At 71.7% G+C, this 18,318-nt stretch carries 15 protein-coding genes; 2 read left to right on the top strand and 13 right to left on the bottom strand.

Annotated elements, in window-relative coordinates:
* Positions 1-342 precede the first annotated feature (342 nt).
* On the bottom strand, positions 343-1,194 hold the full coding sequence (locus GIS00_RS03220; RefSeq protein ID WP_154766925.1) for a LysR family transcriptional regulator: 852 nt from the start codon (positions 1,192-1,194) through the stop codon (positions 343-345).
* Between the two features lie 70 nt (positions 1,195-1,264).
* Here GIS00_RS03220 and GIS00_RS03215 point away from each other — a divergent pair, with 70 nt between their 5' ends.
* On the top strand, positions 1,265-2,188 hold the full coding sequence (locus GIS00_RS03215; protein WP_196073095.1) for an EamA family transporter: 924 nt from the start codon (positions 1,265-1,267) through the stop codon (positions 2,186-2,188).
* On the opposite strand, the gene pyrF is transcribed toward GIS00_RS03215, so the two are convergent.
* Genes pyrF through pyrR form a run of 8 tightly spaced genes read right to left on the bottom strand, consistent with a single transcriptional unit; the run spans position 2,164 to position 12,120 of the window.
* On the bottom strand, positions 2,164-2,991 hold the full coding sequence (pyrF, locus tag GIS00_RS03210; protein ID WP_154766923.1) for an orotidine-5'-phosphate decarboxylase: 828 nt from the start codon (positions 2,989-2,991) through the stop codon (positions 2,164-2,166). The two genes, GIS00_RS03215 and pyrF, sit on opposite strands and share 25 nt — an antisense overlap.
* Entirely contained in the window at positions 2,988-4,070 is a 1,083-nt protein-coding gene (locus tag GIS00_RS03205) for a quinone-dependent dihydroorotate dehydrogenase (RefSeq protein ID WP_322097416.1), read from the bottom strand. The genes pyrF and GIS00_RS03205 overlap by 4 nt, the downstream gene beginning before the upstream one ends.
* 4 nt (positions 4,071-4,074) lie before the next feature.
* Entirely contained in the window at positions 4,075-7,470 is a 3,396-nt protein-coding gene (carB, locus tag GIS00_RS03200) for a carbamoyl-phosphate synthase large subunit (protein ID WP_154766922.1), read from the bottom strand.
* Positions 7,470-8,639, bottom strand: coding sequence for a glutamine-hydrolyzing carbamoyl-phosphate synthase small subunit (gene carA, locus GIS00_RS03195; protein ID WP_154766921.1), 1,170 nt, complete (start codon positions 8,637-8,639; stop codon positions 7,470-7,472). The genes carB and carA overlap by 1 nt, the downstream gene beginning before the upstream one ends.
* On the bottom strand, positions 8,636-9,244 hold the full coding sequence (locus GIS00_RS03190; RefSeq protein WP_154766920.1) for a PH-like domain-containing protein: 609 nt from the start codon (positions 9,242-9,244) through the stop codon (positions 8,636-8,638). Before GIS00_RS03190 ends, carA begins: the two co-directional genes overlap by 4 nt.
* Before the next feature lies 1 nt (position 9,245).
* A complete protein-coding gene (locus tag GIS00_RS03185; RefSeq protein ID WP_154766919.1) occupies positions 9,246-10,571 on the bottom strand; it encodes a dihydroorotase in 1,326 nt (441 codons plus the stop codon).
* An 8-nt stretch (positions 10,572-10,579) separates the two neighbouring features.
* Positions 10,580-11,512, bottom strand: coding sequence for an aspartate carbamoyltransferase catalytic subunit (locus tag GIS00_RS03180; RefSeq protein ID WP_154767838.1), 933 nt, complete (start codon positions 11,510-11,512; stop codon positions 10,580-10,582).
* A gap of 47 nt (positions 11,513-11,559) precedes the next feature.
* Positions 11,560-12,120, bottom strand: coding sequence for a bifunctional pyr operon transcriptional regulator/uracil phosphoribosyltransferase PyrR (gene pyrR / locus GIS00_RS03175; protein ID WP_322097415.1), 561 nt, complete (start codon positions 12,118-12,120; stop codon positions 11,560-11,562).
* 488 nt (positions 12,121-12,608) lie between these two features.
* Here pyrR and bldD point away from each other — a divergent pair, with 488 nt between their 5' ends.
* A complete protein-coding gene (gene bldD, locus GIS00_RS03170; protein WP_154766918.1) occupies positions 12,609-13,091 on the top strand; it encodes a transcriptional regulator BldD in 483 nt (160 codons plus the stop codon).
* Positions 13,092-13,398: 307 nt separating this feature from the next.
* Here bldD and nusB read toward each other — a convergent pair whose 3' ends face one another.
* From nusB to GIS00_RS03150, 4 genes are all read right to left on the bottom strand, one after another.
* Positions 13,399-13,842 carry a transcription antitermination factor NusB gene (gene nusB, locus GIS00_RS03165; protein WP_154766917.1) on the bottom strand — a complete coding sequence of 148 codons (444 nt, stop codon included), beginning with the start codon at positions 13,840-13,842 and terminating at the stop codon, positions 13,399-13,401.
* Between the two features lie 50 nt (positions 13,843-13,892).
* A complete protein-coding gene (efp, locus tag GIS00_RS03160) occupies positions 13,893-14,456 on the bottom strand; it encodes an elongation factor P (RefSeq protein WP_154766916.1) in 564 nt (187 codons plus the stop codon).
* A gap of 82 nt (positions 14,457-14,538) precedes the next feature.
* Positions 14,539-15,636 (bottom strand): M24 family metallopeptidase, encoded by a 1,098-nt coding sequence (locus GIS00_RS28775; protein ID WP_322097414.1) that lies wholly within the window; start codon positions 15,634-15,636, stop codon positions 14,539-14,541.
* A complete protein-coding gene (locus tag GIS00_RS03150; RefSeq protein WP_154766915.1) occupies positions 15,633-18,269 on the bottom strand; it encodes a sensor domain-containing protein in 2,637 nt (878 codons plus the stop codon). Before GIS00_RS03150 ends, GIS00_RS28775 begins: the two co-directional genes overlap by 4 nt.
* Between the last annotated feature and the right edge of the window lie 49 nt (positions 18,270-18,318).

The following is an 18,318-nucleotide window of genomic DNA, read 5'->3' as shown; positions in this document are numbered from 1 at the left end:
GACCAAGGGTGGCCCGGCAGGTGTGCCGATACAGGTTGGAATACAATGTATTTCGGCTCGACCACTGTCAGGCGTTCCCAGAGTCAGGCTACTTCAACCTCATGGCGAGGTCGACGCTTCGCGGCGATCGCGGTCGGCGACGACCTCCACGCGGGACCGGTCCAGTGGATGTCACATCTGTCGACGGTTGCTGCCGACTTCTACCTCGCCACGGACCTCGGTACCGGTTGCAGATCCGCCACCAGAGCGGCAAGGCCGATGTCCGACCGCCGGAGGCTGCCGACGCCGGCGCACCGGCCCGGCCCCCGACCAGCAGCTGGTCCCTTCAGCCCCACCAGAACCTCAGGACAACAAGCGGGACAACAGGTCCCGCAGGGCCAGCACCGCCGGATGCGGCGCGTGCAACGGCCAGGCGAGCTGCACCGGCACGTCCGGCGCATCGACGAGCGGCAGGTAGACGACGCCCGGCAACGGGTGCTGGAAGGCGGTCGCGGCCGGAGTCACGCCGATCGCCTCGCCCGCAGCGATGCTGGCCAGCCACTCGTCGACGTTGCCCACCACGACGATCCGCTGCGGTCGGTGCGCGGACGGCCAGAGCCCGGTCGTGGTGGTGCCCGTCGTCGGCGTCAGCGCCAGGGTCTCGTCCGCCAGGTCGTCCAGACGCACCTCCACCCGCCCCGCCAACAGGTGTCCGGCCGCGACTGCCGCCATCCGGCCCTCCCGCGCGAGTTCGACCGTCTGCAGCAGCGGGTCGGAGAAGTCACCTCGGATGATGGCCACGTCCACCGCACCCCGGCGCAGTCCGGCATCCCGGCGGTCGACCCGACGCAGTTCCAGCGGCACCTCCGGATGCTCCTGGCGCCACGACCGCAGGATCACCGTGGTGCGCTCGCCGAACGCCGCCCAGCTGAATCCCACCCGCAGCGGCGGCACCACCCCTGACGCCGCGTCCTGCACCGCCGCCACCGCCCGCAGCGCCGCGACTGCGGCATCGTAGGTGCGCGCACCCGCCTCGGTCAGCGCCAGCTCCCGCGAGGACCGGGCCACCAGCTGCACCCCCAGCACCTGCTCCAGCTGCGCCAACGACCGTGACACCGCGGGCTGGGACAGCCCCAGATCGATCGCCGCATCGGTGATCGTGCCGGCGTCCTGCACCGCCACCAGCGTCCGCAGATGACGCAGCTCGAGCTCCATGCGTCGGAAGCATAGATGGTGCACGGCAGACATTTTTCAACCCACCACACCCGGTCCTACCGTGACCGGCATGAGCACGCAGTCGACCGCACCGCAGCAGGCAGCGGACCGCACCCTCGGCGGGATCGGGCTGACCGTCACCTCGGTCGCGGCGGTCCAGTTCGGCGCCGCAACCGCGGACGGCCTGATCCTCGCGGTCGGTGCGGTCGGAGCGGTCGCGCTGCGGCAACTGGCCGCCGTTGTGGTCATGGTCGGCGTCTCCCGACCGTGGCGCGTCCGCTGGAACGCGGCGGACATCCGTCGCTCGGCGATGTTCGGCGGGATCCTGGTGGTGATGAACCTCAGCCTGTACGAGGCCATCGCCCGGCTGCCGTTGGCCACAGCCATCACGCTGGAGTTCCTCGGCCCGCTGGTGCTGTCCCTGGTGACGGCACGCGGCCTGTGGCAACGACTGTGGGCACTCCCGGCGGGTGCCGGCGTCGCCCTGCTCGGCGGCGGCCTGGACCTGACCGACCTGGTCGGTGTGCTCTTCGCCCTCACCGCGGCGGCCTGCTGGGTCGGCTACATCCTGCTCGCCCGCAGGATCGGGCAGTCCGGTGACCCGCTGGTCCAACTCACCGTTGCCAGCGCACTGGGAGCGGTGATCCTGGTGCCGATCGCCGCCTTCTCCGCCGGTGCCGTCCTCTGGCACCCGCAGACACTCTGGATCGCGCTGGTCGTGGGCGTCCTGTCCTCGGCCCTGCCCTACTCACTGGACGTGCTCGCGCTGCGCCGGCTGCCGACCGCGGTGTTCGGCGTGCTGACCAGCCTGCACCCGGCGGGCGGCGCACTCGCCGGTTGGCTGGTGCTGGACCAGGTGCTGCCCGGCCACGACCTGACCGGCATCGGGCTGATCGTGCTCGCGTCCATCGGGACGACGATCACGGCGACCAGAAAACGGCAGCAAGCGATGCAGCGGCCGACCGAGGTTCAGCCCAACGCGGCCTGCACCTGATCGACCGACTTCCGGGCGGCGGCGCGCAGGGCCGCGACATCCGGCCCGGCGCCGAGCACCTCACGACTGGTGGTGGGTAGCACCGCGGACAGGTCGTCGCCGAACACCGTCCGCAGGTCGGCGGCGGTCGCACCCTGGGCGCCGATGCCGGGGGCGAGCAGCGGCCCGTTGACCGCCGACAGGTCCACCCCGGTCCGGCCGATGGTCGCCCCGACGACCAGCCCGACACTGCCCAGCGGGGAGGCCCCGGCGTTCTCCGCGGCCGCGTGGTCGGCGATGGTCTGCGCGACCGAGCGCTCCCCCGCCACCGCGTGCTGCAGCTCGGGACCCTCCGGGTTGGAGGTCAGCGCGAGCACGAACAGCCCCCGCCCCGAGACGGCTGCGGCGTCCAGTGCCGGGCGCAACGACCCGAACCCCAGGTACGGGGAGACGGTGAGGGCATCGGCGGCCAGCGGTGAGTCGTCGGTCAGATACGCCGCGGCGTACGCGGCCATGGTGGACCCGATGTCGCCGCGCTTGGCGTCCAGCAGCACCAGCGCACCGGCCTCCCGGCAGCCGGCCAGCACCTTCTCCAACACGGCCACCCCGGCGCTGCCGAAGGCCTCGAAGAACGCCGACTGGGGCTTGATCACCGCGACCTCGGGACCGAGCGCCTCGACTGCCGTCATCGCGAAGCGTTCCAGACCGGCCACGGTGCGCGGCAGGTCCCAGGCGTCCAGCAGGCCGGGGTGCGGGTCGATGCCGACGCAGAGCGGGCCCCGCGTCGCCGTCGCGGCCGTCAACCGCTCACCGAAAGTCGTCATCGAGACTGCCTCTCCCGCTGCAGGATCGCCTTGTTCAGGCCCGTCACGAGGCCCGGCCCCTGGTAGATGAATCCGGTGTAGAGCTGCAGCAGGCTCGCACCCGCGTCCAGCATCGCGAGCCCGTGCTCGGGCTGCGACAGACCGCCGACGCCGATCACCGGCAGGTCGCAGTGCCCGGCCACGAACCGGACGACCTCCAGCGCGCGCGACCGCAGCGGGTCCCCGGAGAGCCCACCCGCCTCGGAGGCCAGCCGGGAGTCGTTGCCCCGCAGCCCGTCCCGGGACAACGTGGTGTTGGTGGCGATGATCCCGGCGATGCCGCGGTCCGCACACACCTGCAGCAGATCACCGATCGCGGCGTCGTCCAGATCCGGCGCGATCTTCACCAGCACCGGCACCGGCCGCCCGGCCCGCCGGTCCGGCGAGGCGAGCAGGGCGGCCTGCTCGGTGAGCGCGCCGAGCAGCTCGTCCAGCGGCGCCTTGTCCTGCAGCCCGCGCAGGCCCGGGGTGTTCGGCGACGAGACGTTCACCGCGATGTAGTCGGCCCGGTCGTGCAGCAACCGCAGCGAGGTCAGGTAGTCGCCGACCGCCTCGTCCACCGGGGTGATCTTGGACTTGCCGAGCGAGATGCCCAGCGGGACATCGATCGGGCCGGTCCGGCGCAACGTCGCCGCGAGCGCCTCGGCGCCGGCGTTGTTGAAGCCCATCCGGTTGATGATCGCCCCGGACTCACGCAGCCGGAACAGCCGCGGTCGGTCGTTGCCCGGCTGCCCCACCGCCGTGACCGTGCCGACCTCGACGAACCCGAAGCCGAGCGACGGCCAGGCGCGCAGCGCCGCGCCGTCCTTGTCCATCCCGGCGGCCAGCCCGACGGCTGCCGGGAAGTCGACGCCGAACACGGTGCGGGTCAACCGGTGTCCGGCCAGCAGCTTGTGCAGGGCGGTCCGCGCAGGTTTCACCTTCCCGACGGTCGAGAGCAACCGCAGCGTGGTGTGGTGCGCGGTTTCCGCATCGCCGCGGCCGAGCCGGAACAGCACCGGACGGGCCACCCGGCGGTAGGCGGCGTCGAGCACGGTCACGGCCTCACCCGGCCACCGGTTCCCGGCTCGCCCGGAGCCGGGCCTGCAGCACCTGCAGCGGCGCCACCCCGACGTCGGACCGGGTCAGTGCCTCGATGCCCTGGATCGCAGCTGCCGCGCCGGCCACCGTGGTGATGCACGGGACGTCGACAGCGACGGCGGCGGTACGGATCTCGTAGCCGTCGACACGCGGTCCGGACTGGCCGTACGGGGTGTTGATGACCAGGTCGACCCGACCGGCCCGGATCAGGTCGACGATGGTCTCACCCTGCTCGTTCTCGAAGTGCTTGCGCACCACCTCGACGTCGATCCCGTTGCGCTGCAACATCTCCGCGGTTCCCTCGGTGGCCAGCACGCGGAACCCGAGGTCGGCCAGCCGCTTGACCGGGAACACCATCGACCGCTTGTCGGCGTTGGCCACCGACACGAAGACGGTGCCCTTGGTCGGCAGCGATCCGTAGGACGCGGTCTGCGACTTGGCGAAGGCCGGCCCGAAAGCCGTGTCCACGCCCATCACCTCGCCGGTGGAGCGCATCTCCGGCCCGAGCAGCGAGTCGATGCCGCTGCCGTCGGCCTTGCGGAAGCGGTGGAACTGCATGACCGCCTCCTTGACCGCGACCGGTGCGTCCGCCGGCAATGTGCCGCCGTCGCCGACCGGCGGCAGCAGGCCCTCGGCGCGCAGGTCCGCGATCGTCGAGCCGGTCATGATCCGGGCGGCGGCCTTGGCCAGCGGGACCGCGGTCGCCTTCGAGGAGAACGGCACCGTCCGGGACGCGCGCGGGTTCGCCTCCAGCACGTACAGCGTCTCGCCCTTCAACGCGTACTGCACGTTGAGCAGACCGACCACCCGGCCGCCGAGCGCGATCGCCTCGGTGTGCGCCCGCACCCGGGCGATGTCGCTGCGCCCCAACGTGATCGGCGGCAGCACACAGGCGGAGTCGCCGGAGTGCACACCGGCCTCCTCGATGTGCTCCATCACGCCGCCGAGGTAGACCTCGGTGCCGTCGCAGAGCGCGTCCACGTCGATCTCGATCGCGTCGTCCAGGAACCGGTCCACCAGCACCGGTCGGTCGGCGGAGATCTCGGTGGCGCGGGAGATGTAGTCGGCCAGCGACTGCTCGTCGTAGACGATCTCCATGCCGCGGCCGCCCAGCACGTAGGACGGCCGGACCAGCACCGGGTAACCGACGCGCGAGGCCACCGCCCGGGCGTCGTCGAAGGACACCGCGGTGCCGAACGCCGGCGCGGGCAGACCGGCGGTCGTCAGCAGGTCGCCGAACCGGCCGCGGTCCTCGGCGAGATCGATGGCGTCGGGCGAGGTCCCGAGCACCTGGACCACCGTCGACCCGCTGCCGTCCCGGTGCGCGACGGCGACGCCGTCCAGCGCGGAGGCCAACTTGAGCGGGGTCTGCCCGCCCAGGGTCACGATGACGCCGGCGACGGTGCCGCTCTCCTGCTCGGCGGCGATGACCTCGAGCACGTTCTCCTCGGTGAGCGGCTCGAAGTAGAGCCTGTCGGAGGTGTCGTAGTCGGTGGAGACGGTCTCCGGGTTGCAGTTGACCATGACGGTCTCGAACCCGGCGTCGCGCAGCGCGAGAGCCGCGTGCACACAGGAGTAGTCGAACTCGATGCCCTGCCCGATGCGGTTCGGACCGGAGCCGAGGATGATCACCTTCTGCCGCTCGGTCTGCGGCGCCACCTCGGATTCCGCGGCCGGGTCGGTCTCGTAGGCGCTGTAGTGGTACGGGGTCAGCGCCTCGAACTCGGCGGCACAGGTGTCGACCGTCTTGAACACCGGCCGCACCCCGAGCGACCAGCGCAGCTCGCGGACCGTCTTCTCGTCGGTGCCGCGCAGCACCGCGATCTGCTCGTCGGACAGGCCGTAGCGCTTGGCGGTGCGCAGCAGGTCGGCGCTCAACTCCGCCGCGTCCCGCACCTGGCCGCCGATGGCGAGCACCAGCGCGATCTGGTCCAGGAACCACGGGTCGATGGCCGTCGCCTCGTGCACCTGCGCTACCGACGCACCCATCCGCAGCGCCTGGAAGACCCCGTAGATCCGGCCGTCGGTCGGCACCGAGATGCGCTGCAGCACAGCGTCCGACGACTCGGCGGGGTCCTCGGGGGCGGTCCAGAAGCCACCCACCTTGGTCTCCATCGACCGCATCGCCTTGCCCAGCGCCTCGGCGAAGTTCCGGCCGATCGACATCGCCTCGCCCACCGACTTCATGGTGGTGGTCAGCGTCGGGTCGGCGCCGGGGAACTTCTCGAAGGCGAACCGCGGGATCTTGACGACCACGTAGTCCAGGGTCGGCTCGAAGGCGGCCGGGGTGGCCTTGGTGATGTCGTTGGCGATCTCGTCGAGGGTGTAGCCGATGGCCAGCTTGGCGGCGATCTTGGCGATCGGGAAGCCGGTGGCCTTGGACGCCAGCGCGGAGGACCGGGACACCCGCGGGTTCATCTCGATGACGATCATCCGGCCGTTGTCCGGGTTGATCGCGAACTGGATGTTGCAGCCGCCGGTGGCGACGCCGACCTCGCGCAGGATGTCCAGGCCCAGATCCCGCATGTCCTGGTACTCGCGGTCGGTGAGGGTCATCGCCGGCGCGACGGTGATCGAGTCGCCGGTGTGCACGCCCATCGGGTCAAGGTTCTCGATGGAACAGACGACCACGGCGTTGTCCTTGCCGTCGCGCATCAGCTCCAGCTCGAACTCCTTCCAGCCGAGCACGCTCTCCTCGATCAGCACCGACCCGGCCGCGGCCTCGGTGGAGGACTCCAGCGAGGCGTTCGACGCGGCCAGGCCGGCACCGGCGATCCGCTCGAGATCCTCGACGTTGTAGGCCATTCCGGAGCCGAGACCGCCCATGGTGAAGGACGGCCGGACGACCACCGGCAGGCCGAGCTCGGCGATCGCCGCGTGCACGTCGTCCATCGTGTGGCAGACCGCGGAGCGCGGGACGTCGCCGCCGACCTTGCGGACGATGTCCTTGAAGATCTGCCGGTCCTCGCCGCGCCGGATCGCCGGGATGTCGGCGCCGATCAGCTCGACCCCGTATTTCTCCAGGATGCCGCGGTCGGCGATCGACATGGCGGTGTTCAGCGCGGTCTGGCCGCCGAGGGTGGCCAGCAGCGCGTCCACCGGGTGGCCGGCGGCGGCCTCCCGGGCCAGCACCTTCTCCACGAAGTCGGCGGTGATCGGCTCGATGTAGGTGGCGTCGGCGAACTCCGGGTCGGTCATGATCGTCGCCGGGTTGGAGTTGATCAGCGAGACCCGCAGGCCCTCCTCGCGGAGCACCCGGCACGCCTGGGTGCCGGAGTAGTCGAACTCGCACGCCTGGCCGATGACGATCGGACCGGATCCGATGACCAGAACGTGGTGGATGTCGTCCCGACGGGGCATCAGGCACTCGCCTTTCCAACTGCAGGTACGTCCGCGGGCGTGCCCTCGAGCAGGCCGATGAACCGGTCGAACAGGTATTGCGCGTCGTGCGGACCGGCGGCCGCCTCCGGATGGAACTGCACCGAGAAGGCCGGTCGATCAAGGCATTCCAGCCCCTCGACGCAGCCGTCGTTGAGATTGGTGAAGGCGACCTGCGCCCGGCCGTACGGGGTGTCGACGACCTCGCCGACCGGCGCGTCCACCGCGAAACCGTGGTTGTGCGCGGACACCAGCACCCGGCCGGTGACGTGGTCGAGCACCGGCTGGTTGATGCCGCGGTGCCCGAACTTGAGCTTGTAGGTGCCGAAACCCAGTGCCCGGCCGAGGATCTGGTTGCCGAAGCAGATACCGAAGAGCGGCATCCCGGCGGCCAGCACCTGCTCGGTCAGGGCCACCAGGTGGTCCTGGGTACTCGGGTCGCCCGGTCCGTTGGACAGGAAGACCCCGTCCGCACCCAGCGCCCGGATCTCCTCCAGGGTCACCGTCGCCGGCACGACATGGGTGGTGATGCCACGGGCGGCCATCATCTGCGGGGTGTTCGACTTGATGCCGAGATCCACTGCGGCGACGACGAACCGCTGCTCGCCATGGGCGGCGACCGTGTAGGTCTCGGAGGTGGAGACCTCGTCGGTCAGGTTCGCGCCGGCCATGCCGGGCTCCTGCAGCACCTGCGCGACCATGTCGTCGACGGACCCCACCGCCGCGCCGGAGAAGACGCCGCAGCGCATGGCGCCCGCGGTGCGCAGGTGCCGGGTCAGCGCCCGGGTGTCGACACCGCTGATCCCGACCACGCCCTGGGCGCGCATCTCGGTGGGCAGGTCGGAGGTGGACCGCCAGTTCGACGGCTGCGGTGAGAGGTCGCGGACCACGAAGCCGGCCACCCAGATGCGGTCGGACTCGTCGTCGTTGGCCGCGCGGTCACCGCCGGCCACCCAGCCGGTGTTGCCGATCTGCGGCGCGGTGGCGACCACCACCTGGCGGCGGTAGGACGGGTCGGTGAGGGTCTCCTGGTAGCCGGTCATCCCGGTCTGGAAGACGACCTCGCCGAAGGTGACACCCTCGGCACCGAAACCGGTCCCGCGGTAGACCCGGCCGTCCTCGAGGACCAGCGCGGCGGGGCTATCGGTCATGCTGTGGCTCCATCCGTTCTCGTGCTGCTGCCACCCTGGTCCTCGGTCCCCTCCGGGGCCGTGGCCGGTGCGTCGGTGGTGGGTGTGTCGATCGGTGTGTCGAAGTCGCCGGCGTCGGAGACCAGGCCGCGCGCGGCGGCGATCCAGTCCTGCTGCAGGTCGCGGTCCTCGGCCCGGATCCCGCTGTCCAGCAGCCGGGAGCCGAGACGCCAGCTGATCACCAGGATCCCGTCCGGCTGGCCGATGACCTTGCCGGCGATGCCCGGGGCGGTGCCGATCATGGTGATCGACGCGGCCGGGATGAACACCGGTGTCTCCCCCACCCGGTCGATCAGCACGCCTTCGGGCACGGCGCGCACCTCGGCGGCCGCCCGGCGGCCCAGGGTGTGCACGACGACCCGGTCCTGCCAGGAGCCGGACCGGGTGGTCGCGACGTAGACACCGGCCAGCGGCTCCACCAGGTCGGCGCCGAGGGTCGCGGGCACCTCCGGCAGCGCCGGGATGTCGACCTGCCGGCCGGCGCGGTGCCGCCAGCCGAGCAGCAGCAGGCCGGCCATCAGGGCGATGAAGGCGACCAGGCCGAGGGTCCAGAGTGCGCGGTCCATCTCAGACCGCCTGCACTGCCGCGAGGGTGCCGTCGAGCACCGTGGGCCGGCCGCGGAGGAAGGTGGCGACCACCCGGCCCGGCAGCTCCATGCCCTCGAACGGGGTGTTGACCGACAGCGAGGCGAGCTCCGCGCCGCGCACCGTCCAGGTGGCGTCCGGGTCGACGAGGGTCAGGTTGGCCGGCTCACCGACCGCGATCGGCCGGCCGTGATCGGCCAGACCGCCGATGGCCGCAGGGTTCTCGCTCATCACCCGGGCGACGCCGCGCCAGTCCAGCAGTCCCGGCCGGACCATGGTGTCGACCACCACGGACAGCGCGGTCTGCAGGCCGAGCATGCCCGGCTTGGCCTGGTCCCACTCGCATTCCTTGTCCTGCACCGCATGTGGCGCGTGATCGGTGGCGACGATGTCGATGGTGCCGTCGGCCAGCGCCGCCCGCAGCCGCTGCACGTCGACGTCGGTGCGCAGCGGCGGGTTGACCTTGAAGACCGGGTCGTAGCCGACCGCACGCTCGTCGGTGAGCACCAGGTGGTGCGGGGTGACCTCGGCGGTGACCCGGGTGCCGCGCGCCTTCGCGGCGGCCACCACGTCCACCGAGCCGGCGGTCGACAGGTGGCAGACGTGCACCCGGGATCCGACGTGGTCGGCCAGCAGGCAGTCCCGGGCGATGATCGCCTCCTCGGCCACCGCGGGCCAGCCGGTGAGCCCGAGCCTGGCGGACAGCTCGCCCTCGTGCATCTGCGCACCCTCGGTCAACCGCGGTTCCTGCGCGTGCTGGGCGATCACCCCGTCGAAGGCCTTCACGTACTCCAGCGCCCGGCGCATCAGCAGCGGGTCGGACACGCAGTCCCCGTCGTCGGAGAACACCCGGACCCGGGCGGCGGAGTTCGCCATCGCGCTCAGCTCGGCGAGCTTGGCGCCCTTGCGGCCCACGGTGACGGCGCCGATGGGCTGCACGTCGACCAGCCCGGCCTCCTCGCCGAGCCGGCGCACCTGCTCGACGACACCCGCGGTGTCGGCCACCGGCTCGGTGTTCGGCATCGCGAACACCGCGGTGTATCCGCCGAGGGCGGCGGCGGCGGACCCGGAGGCGACCGTCTCGGCGTCCTCCCGGCCCGGCTCCCGCAGGTGCGTGTGCAGGTCGACCAGACCCGGCAGCAGCACCGTGCCGGCGCCGTCGATCACCCGGGCACCGTCCGGACGCGCGAGAACCGCTGCGATGGCGGCGATCCGGCCGTCGGAGAGCAGCACGTCGACAGGGTCACCGCCGTACGGGCGGGTCCCGGTGATCAGCACGGCCGTCTCGTCGCTCGTTCCATCCGTCATCGGTCGGTTCACCCGTTCTGTTCGGTCAGCAGCAGGTACAGCACGGCCATCCGGACCAGGACGCCGTTGGCGACCTGCTCGACGATGACCGATCCGGTGCCGTCGGCGACGTCCGGGGTGATCTCCATGCCCCGGTTCATCGGGCCGGGGTGCAGCACGATGCCACCGGGGCGGAGCAGTCCGCGGCGCCGTTCGTCGAGGCCGAAGGCGCGGCTGTATTCCCGCGCGGTCGGGAAGAAGGCACCGGCCATGCGCTCCTGCTGCACCCGCAGCATCATCACCGCGTCCGCACCGGCCAGCGACGCGTCCAGGTCGTAGGACACCCCGACCGGCCAGTTGCCGACCCCGACCGGCAGCAGCGTGGGCGGCGCGACCAGGGTGACATCGGCGCCGAGCGTAGACAGCAGCGCCACGTTGGACCGGGCGACCCGGGAGTGCAGCACGTCGCCGACCACCACGATCCGGCGGCCGGCCAGGTCACCGCGGCCGTCGGCCAGGTGGCGACGCAAGGTGTACGCGTCCAGCAGCGCCTGGGTCGGGTGCTCGTGGGTGCCGTCGCCGGCGTTGACCACGTGCCCGTCGACCCAGCCGGACAGCCGTTCCGGGGCGCCGGAAGAGCTGTGCCGGCAGACCACCGCGTCGGCACCCATGGCCTGCAGGGTCAGCGCGGTGTCCTTGAGCGACTCGCCCTTGGACACCGAGGAGCCCTTGGCGGAGAAGTTGATGACGTCGGCCGACAGCCGCTTCGCCGCCAGCTCGAACGAGATCCGGGTGCGGGTGGAGTCCTCGTAGAAGAGGTTCACGACGGTGCGACCGCGCAGGGTCGGCAGCTTCGGCACCTCGCGGCCGGCGATCGCCTGCTCGAGCCGGGCCGCGGTGTCCAGCACGTGCACCGCGGTGTCGTGGTCGAGGTCGCCGGCGGAGAGCAGGTGCCGGGGCATCCGCACGGCCTGCGCGGGCACGGTCGTCGAGGTGGGCGCAGTCGTGGTCATGAGGCACGCTCCAACGCGACGGCGTCGAGTCCGTCGACCTCGGCCAGCCGCACCGCGACGTCGTCGGCCAGGGCGGTGGGGATGTTCTTGCCGACGTAGTCGGCGCGGATCGGCAATTGCCGGTGACCGCGGTCGACGAGCACCGCGAGCTGGACGACGGCCGGGCGGCCGTGGTCGCGCAGCGCGTCGAGGGCGGCCCGGACGGTGCGGCCGGAGTAGAGGACGTCGTCGACCAGGACGACGGTGGCGCCGTCGACGCCGCCGACCGGCAGCGAGGTCTCCTCCAGCGCGCGCGGCGGGCGCAGCCGCAGGTCGTCGCGGTACAGGGTGATGTCGAGCGAGCCGACCGGGTAGCCGTCGCCCCCGGTGAACGCCCGGAGCCGGTCGCCGAGCCGGGCGGCGAGATGGACGCCGCGGGTGGGGATGCCGATCAGGACCGCGGGCTCGTCGCCGAGCTTCTCCAGGATCTGATGGGCCATCCGATCGATGGTCCGGGCGATGTCGGCCGGGCCGAGGAGCTGGGTGCCCGCTCCGTGATCAGGGCGCGCCGAAGCCACTCTGACCTCCTTTCCCGCCTCACTGGACGGTGACTTAAAGGATGTCGGACGGTGCCGGTGGGACCGCACGATCCCCGGGCGCCGTACCTTGCGATCCTAACAAGTGACCACCGGGAGTCCGACCACCGCGGGAGCGGGCCACTGCGGCGCCGGGTGACCGCCCGTTCGCGGACCCGGTGACGCCGATCGGCTGCCTCGGGTGGCGCGCGGCACGCCGTCGGGTGGCGCGTCCGCCACGAACGGTCGAGCGCTCCGGCATCGTGGCCGGTCACCGAATTTCCACGGATGTAGCGGGCCCCGGCGCGTCATGCAGCGGAGGGACGGTGACGGCGCGGAGACTCAGGTTTTGAACACGTAGAGGAATGTTTGGTTACCTGTAGTCAGATCGGCGCAGTTTCGACTACTCTATGTACAACAGAATGTCGTCGGAGTCACCAAGCCCGGGTCACCGGGTGGCCGGGATTCCACCAGTGCTCGGAAGGGCCGTCATGAGTCAGGACTACGCGCGGGCGCTCGGTCAGCGCCTGCGCTCCATTCGATCCCAGCAGGGTCTGAGCCTGCACGGTGTCGAGGAGAAGTCCGAGGGTCGCTGGAAGGCAGTGGTCGTCGGCTCCTACGAGCGCGGTGACCGTGCGGTGACCGTCGCCAAGCTCGCCGAGCTGGCCGAGTTCTACGGCGTCCCGGTGGCCGAGCTGCTGCCCGATGCGCGGGCCTCCCGTCGTGGTGCCCCCGCACCCAAGCTGGTCATCGACCTCGGTCGGCTCTCCGAGCTGCCGGCGCACCAGGCCGGACCGCTCGCCCGCTACGCCGCCGCCATCCAGTCCCAGCGCGGTGACTACAACGGCAAGGTGCTGACCATCCGCCAGGAGGACCTGCGCTCCCTGGCCGTCATCTACGACATGTCCCCCGAGAGCCTCACCGAGCAGCTCGTCGGCTGGGGCGTCCTCCCCGCCGGTACAGAACTGGATTAGGTCGCTCGTCGGGATCGTGCGGGCGAGCATCGCAGCCGGCGCGAGGGACGAGCAGAGGCGAGAAGCGCAGCCCGCGGGATCCCTTACAAGACGAGCGACCCGCGAGCGCCAGCTCGCCATGAATGGTCGTCCGTCGGGATCGCGGGAGCGAGCATCGCAGCCGAAGCGAGGCACGAGCGCAGGCGAGAAGCACAGCTCCTGCGATCCCTTACAAGACGGGCGGCCCGCGGCCGCCAGGCCGCCATGTTCAGCGCAGGACGCGGGATCCCATAAGAGACGAGCGACCCGCGAGCGCCAGCTCGCCATGTCACCTGCTGGCCCTCAATCTCGGGGCGATGGTGACGATCTGGCCGAGGACCCCGTTGACGAAGCGGGGGGAGTTGTCGGTGGACAGCGACTTGGCGAGCTCGACGGCCTCGTCGACGGCGACCGCCGGCGGGACGTCGGTGGAGTAGGCCAGCTCGTAGGTCGCGATCCGCAGGATCGCCCGGTCCACGGCCGGCATCCGGTCCAGGGTCCAGCCCTCGGCGTGCTCGGCGATCAGGTCGTCGATCCGCAGGATGTGCTCACGCACCCCGCGGACCAGCTCCTCCGCGTACTCCCCCATCGGCACCGCACCGACACCGGCCGTGCCGCCCGCGTCCTCGGCGGTCAGCCGTTCCTGGAGGATCGACTCGGGGTCGACGGAGCGGGCGTCGGCGGCGAACAGCACGTCGAGCGCGCGTTTGCGGGCCTTGGACCTGGCAGACATCGTGAGCAGCTTTCGCGGTGCAGGAGCAAGCGGGGATCAGGCGGCTGGGATCAAGCGTTGACGCGGCCGAGGTAACGGCCGTCGCGGGTGTCCACCTTGATCCGGTCGCCGGTGTTCAGGAACAGCGGCACCTGGATCTCTGCGCCGGTCTCCAGGGTGGCGGGCTTGGTGCCGCCGGTGGATCGGTCGCCCTGCAGGCCGGGATCGGTGTGCTGCACGACCAGCTCGACCGAGGCGGGGAGCTCGACGTAGAGGACGACGCCCTCGTTCTGCGCGACCATCGCCTCCTGGTTCTCCAGCAGGTAGTCGGCGGCACCGCCCACGGTCGCGGCCGGCACGGTGATCTGGTCGAAGGTGTCGCCGTCCATGAAGACGAAGTCGCCGGCGTCCTTGTAGAGGAACGTCATGTCCCGCTTGTCGACGGTCGCGGTCTCCACCTTGACGCCCGCGTTGAAGGTGCGGTCGACGACCTTGCCGGAGAGCACGTTCTTCAGCGTGGTCCGCACGAAGGCCGGGCCCTTGCCGGGCTTGACGTGCTGGAACTCGGTGATCGTCCAGAGCTGGCCCTCGATGTTGAGGACGAGGCCGTTCTTGAAGTCGCTGGTCGAGGCCATGGGAGGGGGACGTGCCTTTCGTGTCGGTGCGGGCAGGAGTGCCCGTGCCGCCGCCCGTCGGGCGGCCGCGATCGGAACCCGATCAGAGCTCGAGGAGTTCCTTGGAGGTCAGGGTGAGCACCTCGTACCGCGACCCGGGAGCCCCGTTGCGCACCACACCGCTGTCCTCGATCCGTACGCCGCCACGGCCCGGGAGGTAGACCCCCGGCTCCACGGTGACGCACATGTCCGCGTCGATGATAGCCGCTGCGCCACGCCCCAGGCCCGGCGCTTCGTGGATCTCCAGGCCGATGCCGTGGCCCAGACCGTGCGCGAACCGCTCCCCGTACCCGGCGGCGGTGATCACGTCCCGGGACACCGCATCGACCTCGCCGCCGGTGATGCCCGGCACCAGCGCGTCGCACCCGGCCTGCTGGGCGGCCGCCACCAGGTCGTAGATCTCCCGCTGCCAGTCGGCGGGCGGCCCGAGCACCACGGTGCGGGTCATGTCGGAGTGGTAGCCGCCGACCTCGGCACCGAAGTCGAACTTCACCAGGTCGCCGGTGGCCAGCACGGCCCCGGTCGGCCGGTGGTGCGGGATCGCGCTGTTCGGCCCGGCGGCGACGATCGTCTCGAACGACGGCTCGCGGGCGCCGAGCAGCCGCATCCGCTGGTCGAGGTCCAGACCGACCTCGCGTTCGGTGCGGCCGGCGCCGATGCCGCCGGCGGCGATCAGCTCGGCGAAGGCCCGGTCGGCCACGGCGCAGGCCTGCCGGAGCAGCTCGATCTCGCCCTGGTCCTTTACCGCGCGCAGGCCCTCGACCAGGTCGGCGGTCCCGCTGAGCCGGGCGCCGGTCGCCGCTGCCTCGAGACGTTCCAGGGCCAGCACGCTCACGTGCGCCGCCTCGAAGCCGGTGCGGCCCTGCGCCTTGCCGGCCAGTGCCAGGTCGCTGGCCCGGTCCAGCACCAGCGGGAGGTCGGGAACCTCTGCGGCGGACTGGGTCTCGTAGCGACCGTCGGTGCAGAACAGGTCCCCGGCCGGGTCCGCGGCGACCAGCAACGCCGCGTTGGAGCCCGTGAATCCGGTCAGGTAGCGGATGTTCAGCAGGTCGGTGACCAGCAGCGCGTCCAGGTCCTGCGCGACGAGCAGAGCGCGGAGACGGTCACGGCGGGCGCGGGTGTCGGCGGTCGGGGTGCTCACGCACCGATGCTAGTGCCGGCCCGCCCGTCGCGATCCGCACGCAGGTACTCCACCAGCCGGGCCTCCGGCAGCGCCCGCGCGAAGTGGTAGCCCTGCGCGGTGCGACACCCGGCGGCCAGCAGCAGGTCGGCCTGCTCCTGGGTCTCGACGCCTTCCGCCACCACGTCCAGGCCGAGGGCTTCGCCGATGGCCAGGATCCCCCGCACGACGGCTGCGGCGGCCGGGTCGGCGACCATGCCCGCCACGAAGGTGAGGTCGATCTTCAGCATGTCGACCGGCATCTCGGTGATCCGGGACAGGCTGCTGTACCCGGTGCCGAGGTCGTCGATCGCCAGCCGCAGGCCGCGGTCCCGCAATCGCAGCAGGTCTTTGAGCAACGACTCGGCGAGCAGTGGCATGTGCGTCTCGGTCAGCTCGAGCACCAGGCCACCCGGCGGGACCCGATGTCGCTCCAGGGATGTCAGGACGTCGGCGTACAGGTTGCCGATGTCGAGCTGCCGCCCGGAGATGTTGACGTGGACCGCCGGCGCCTCGTCGCCGAACTCCTCGGCCCACTGCGCCGCCATCCGGCACGACTCGTCCAGCGCCCGCCGGCCGACGTCGAGGATCAGGTCGGAGGCCTCGGCGACGTCCAGGAAGTCCGCCGGGGAGAGCAGCCCGCGGGTGGGATGCCGCCAGCGGAGCAGGTTCTCGACCGCCACCACCTCGCCGGTCCGCAGGTCGTGCACCGGCTGACCGAACAGCACCAGCTCGTCGTTCTCCAGCGCCCGGGTCAGCTCGCCCTCGAGCCGCATCGCCCGGGACAGCCGCGCCGACCGGGCCAACGACTCCGGGTCCTCGGCGCCGCTGATCCGGACCCGGCCCTTGCCGTCCCGCTTCGCCCCGTACATCGCCTGGTCGGCGGCCTGCAGCAGCTGCGCCGGGGAGGAGTCCTCCCGGGACATCGAGACACCGACACTGGCGCTGAGCGCATAGGTCTCGCCTCCGTGCACGAACGGGACGCGCACCGCGGCCAGGATCCGTTCGGCGATCCGGCTGACGGTGCCGTCGTCCTCCAGTCCCTCGCACACCACCACGAACTCGTCGCCGCCGAGGCGGGCCACGGTGTCCTCGGGCCGCAGCGCGTGCCGGAGCCGGTCGGCCACCTGGACCAGGAGGTCATCACCCGCGGCATGGCCGGCCGTGTCGTTGACGGCCTTGAACCCGTCCAGGTCGAGGTACAGCACTCCGACGAACAGGTGGGAACGGGTGGTCGCGGCCAGGGCGTGCTCGATCCGGTCCATCAGCAGCAGCCGGTTCGGCAGCCCGGTCAGTCCGTCGTGCAGCGCCTGGTGGGTGAGCCGCGCCTCGGCCTGCCGCCGGGCGGTGACGTCCTCGACCTGGCCGACCACGTAGGAGGTGTCGCCGGGCGGCGGCGGGCTCGCGTTGAAGTGCACCCAGAGATCGGCGCCGTCGGCGCGCCGCCAGTGCCACTCCCCCGCCGCCTCCGGGTCCCCGTCGACCAGCGCACGCAGCCAGTCCTGCTGGACAGCGGCGTCGTCACCCGCCGCCAGGTCGGTGACCGACATCGACAGCAGCTCGGTCTCGGTGTAGCCGGTCAACCGGCACAGGGCCGGGTTCACCTGCTGGAACCGGCCCAGTTCGCCGGCCAGGCCGACGAGCATCATGCCGTTCGGCGCGAACCGGAAGGTGTTGCGGAACCGCGCCTCGCTGTCGGCCAGCGCGGACCGGGCGGCCATCAGGTCGGTGACGTCCGCGCCGACGGTGATGTAGCCGGTGATCCGGCCGTCGCCGTCGGTCATCGCGTTGGCGGTGACGAAGGTCTGCAGCGCGCTCCCGGACTTCGTCAGATAGGTCCACTGCCGGGACACCGGGCCGGCTGCGGTGGTCCGCTCCAGCATCGCCGCGATGGTCGGTGCGACGCCGAGTTCCCCGGCGCGGGCATCGATGTCGCGGATGTCGAAGAGCCGGTACGGCGGGTGGCCGACCATCTCGTCGGCGGTCCAGCCCAGCATCCGCTCGGCGCCGGCGTTGAACACCGTGACGTTGCCCGCCGGGTCCAGCGCGATGATCGCCTGCGAGGTCGCGGCCAGCACGCCGGCGAACAGGTCCCGCGACTCGCGCAGCCGGCGCGCGGTCTCGCGGCCCTCGGTCAGGTCCTGGAAGCTGCCGGCCAACCGGAGCAGCGTCCCGTTCTCCGCGTACTCGCTGCGACCCCGGCCGATGACCTCGCGGACGGAACCGTCCGGACGGACGATCCGGTGCTCGGAGACGTAGGGGGTGCCGTTGGCGTAGGCCTCGGTGATGATCGCGACGTGCCGGTCCCGGTCGGCGGGGTGCACCTGCTGCAGGTAGCCGTCGAGGTCCAGCTCGCCGGCCGCCGGGTCGATGCCGAGGATGCGGAAGATCTCCTCCGACCAGAGCACCTCGCCGGACCGGGCGCACCACGACCAGGTGCCGAAGTGCGACAGCTCCTCGGCGGCCTGCAGCGCCCGCTCCCGGCTCTGCGACCGGGCGATCTCGGCGGCGAAGGACTGGGCGATCTGCGGCGCGTGCCCCGGGCGTTGCGCGGGCACGGTGCCGTTGGCGCGCGCGGGCGGGCCGCTGCCGTGCGGTCGCCGTGATGCTGCCATGTCTTCCCCCGTGGGATGCCGGATGGCTCCTGGACGTGCACCGACGGTG

The organism is Nakamurella alba (genome assembly GCF_009707545.1).
GTDB classification, from domain to species: domain Bacteria; phylum Actinomycetota; class Actinomycetes; order Mycobacteriales; family Nakamurellaceae; genus Nakamurella; species Nakamurella alba.
This window is presented reverse-complemented; position numbering and strand designations above follow the sequence as displayed.

Excerpts from the sequence above, each read along its gene's own strand:
- GIS00_RS03150 (WP_154766915.1), bottom strand. The coding sequence starts at position 18,269 with ATGGCAGCATCACGGCGACCGCACGGCAGCGGCCCGCCCGCGCGCGCC.
- pyrF (WP_154766923.1), bottom strand. The coding sequence starts at position 2,991 with ATGACGACTTTCGGTGAGCGGTTGACGGCCGCGACGGCGACGCGGGGC.
- carA (WP_154766921.1), bottom strand. The coding sequence starts at position 8,639 with ATGACCGATAGCCCCGCCGCGCTGGTCCTCGAGGACGGCCGGGTCTAC.
- GIS00_RS03215 (WP_196073095.1), top strand. The coding sequence starts at position 1,265 with ATGAGCACGCAGTCGACCGCACCGCAGCAGGCAGCGGACCGCACCCTC.
- GIS00_RS03180 (WP_154767838.1), bottom strand. The coding sequence starts at position 11,512 with ATGCCCCGGCACCTGCTCTCCGCCGGCGACCTCGACCACGACACCGCG.
- carB (WP_154766922.1), bottom strand. The coding sequence starts at position 7,470 with ATGCCCCGTCGGGACGACATCCACCACGTTCTGGTCATCGGATCCGGT.
- GIS00_RS03185 (WP_154766919.1), bottom strand. The coding sequence starts at position 10,571 with ATGACGGATGGAACGAGCGACGAGACGGCCGTGCTGATCACCGGGACC.
- GIS00_RS03190 (WP_154766920.1), bottom strand. The coding sequence starts at position 9,244 with ATGGACCGCGCACTCTGGACCCTCGGCCTGGTCGCCTTCATCGCCCTG.
- GIS00_RS03220 (WP_154766925.1), bottom strand. The coding sequence starts at position 1,194 with ATGGAGCTCGAGCTGCGTCATCTGCGGACGCTGGTGGCGGTGCAGGAC.
- nusB (WP_154766917.1), bottom strand. The coding sequence starts at position 13,842 with ATGTCTGCCAGGTCCAAGGCCCGCAAACGCGCGCTCGACGTGCTGTTC.
- efp (WP_154766916.1), bottom strand. The coding sequence starts at position 14,456 with ATGGCCTCGACCAGCGACTTCAAGAACGGCCTCGTCCTCAACATCGAG.
- bldD (WP_154766918.1), top strand. The coding sequence starts at position 12,609 with ATGAGTCAGGACTACGCGCGGGCGCTCGGTCAGCGCCTGCGCTCCATT.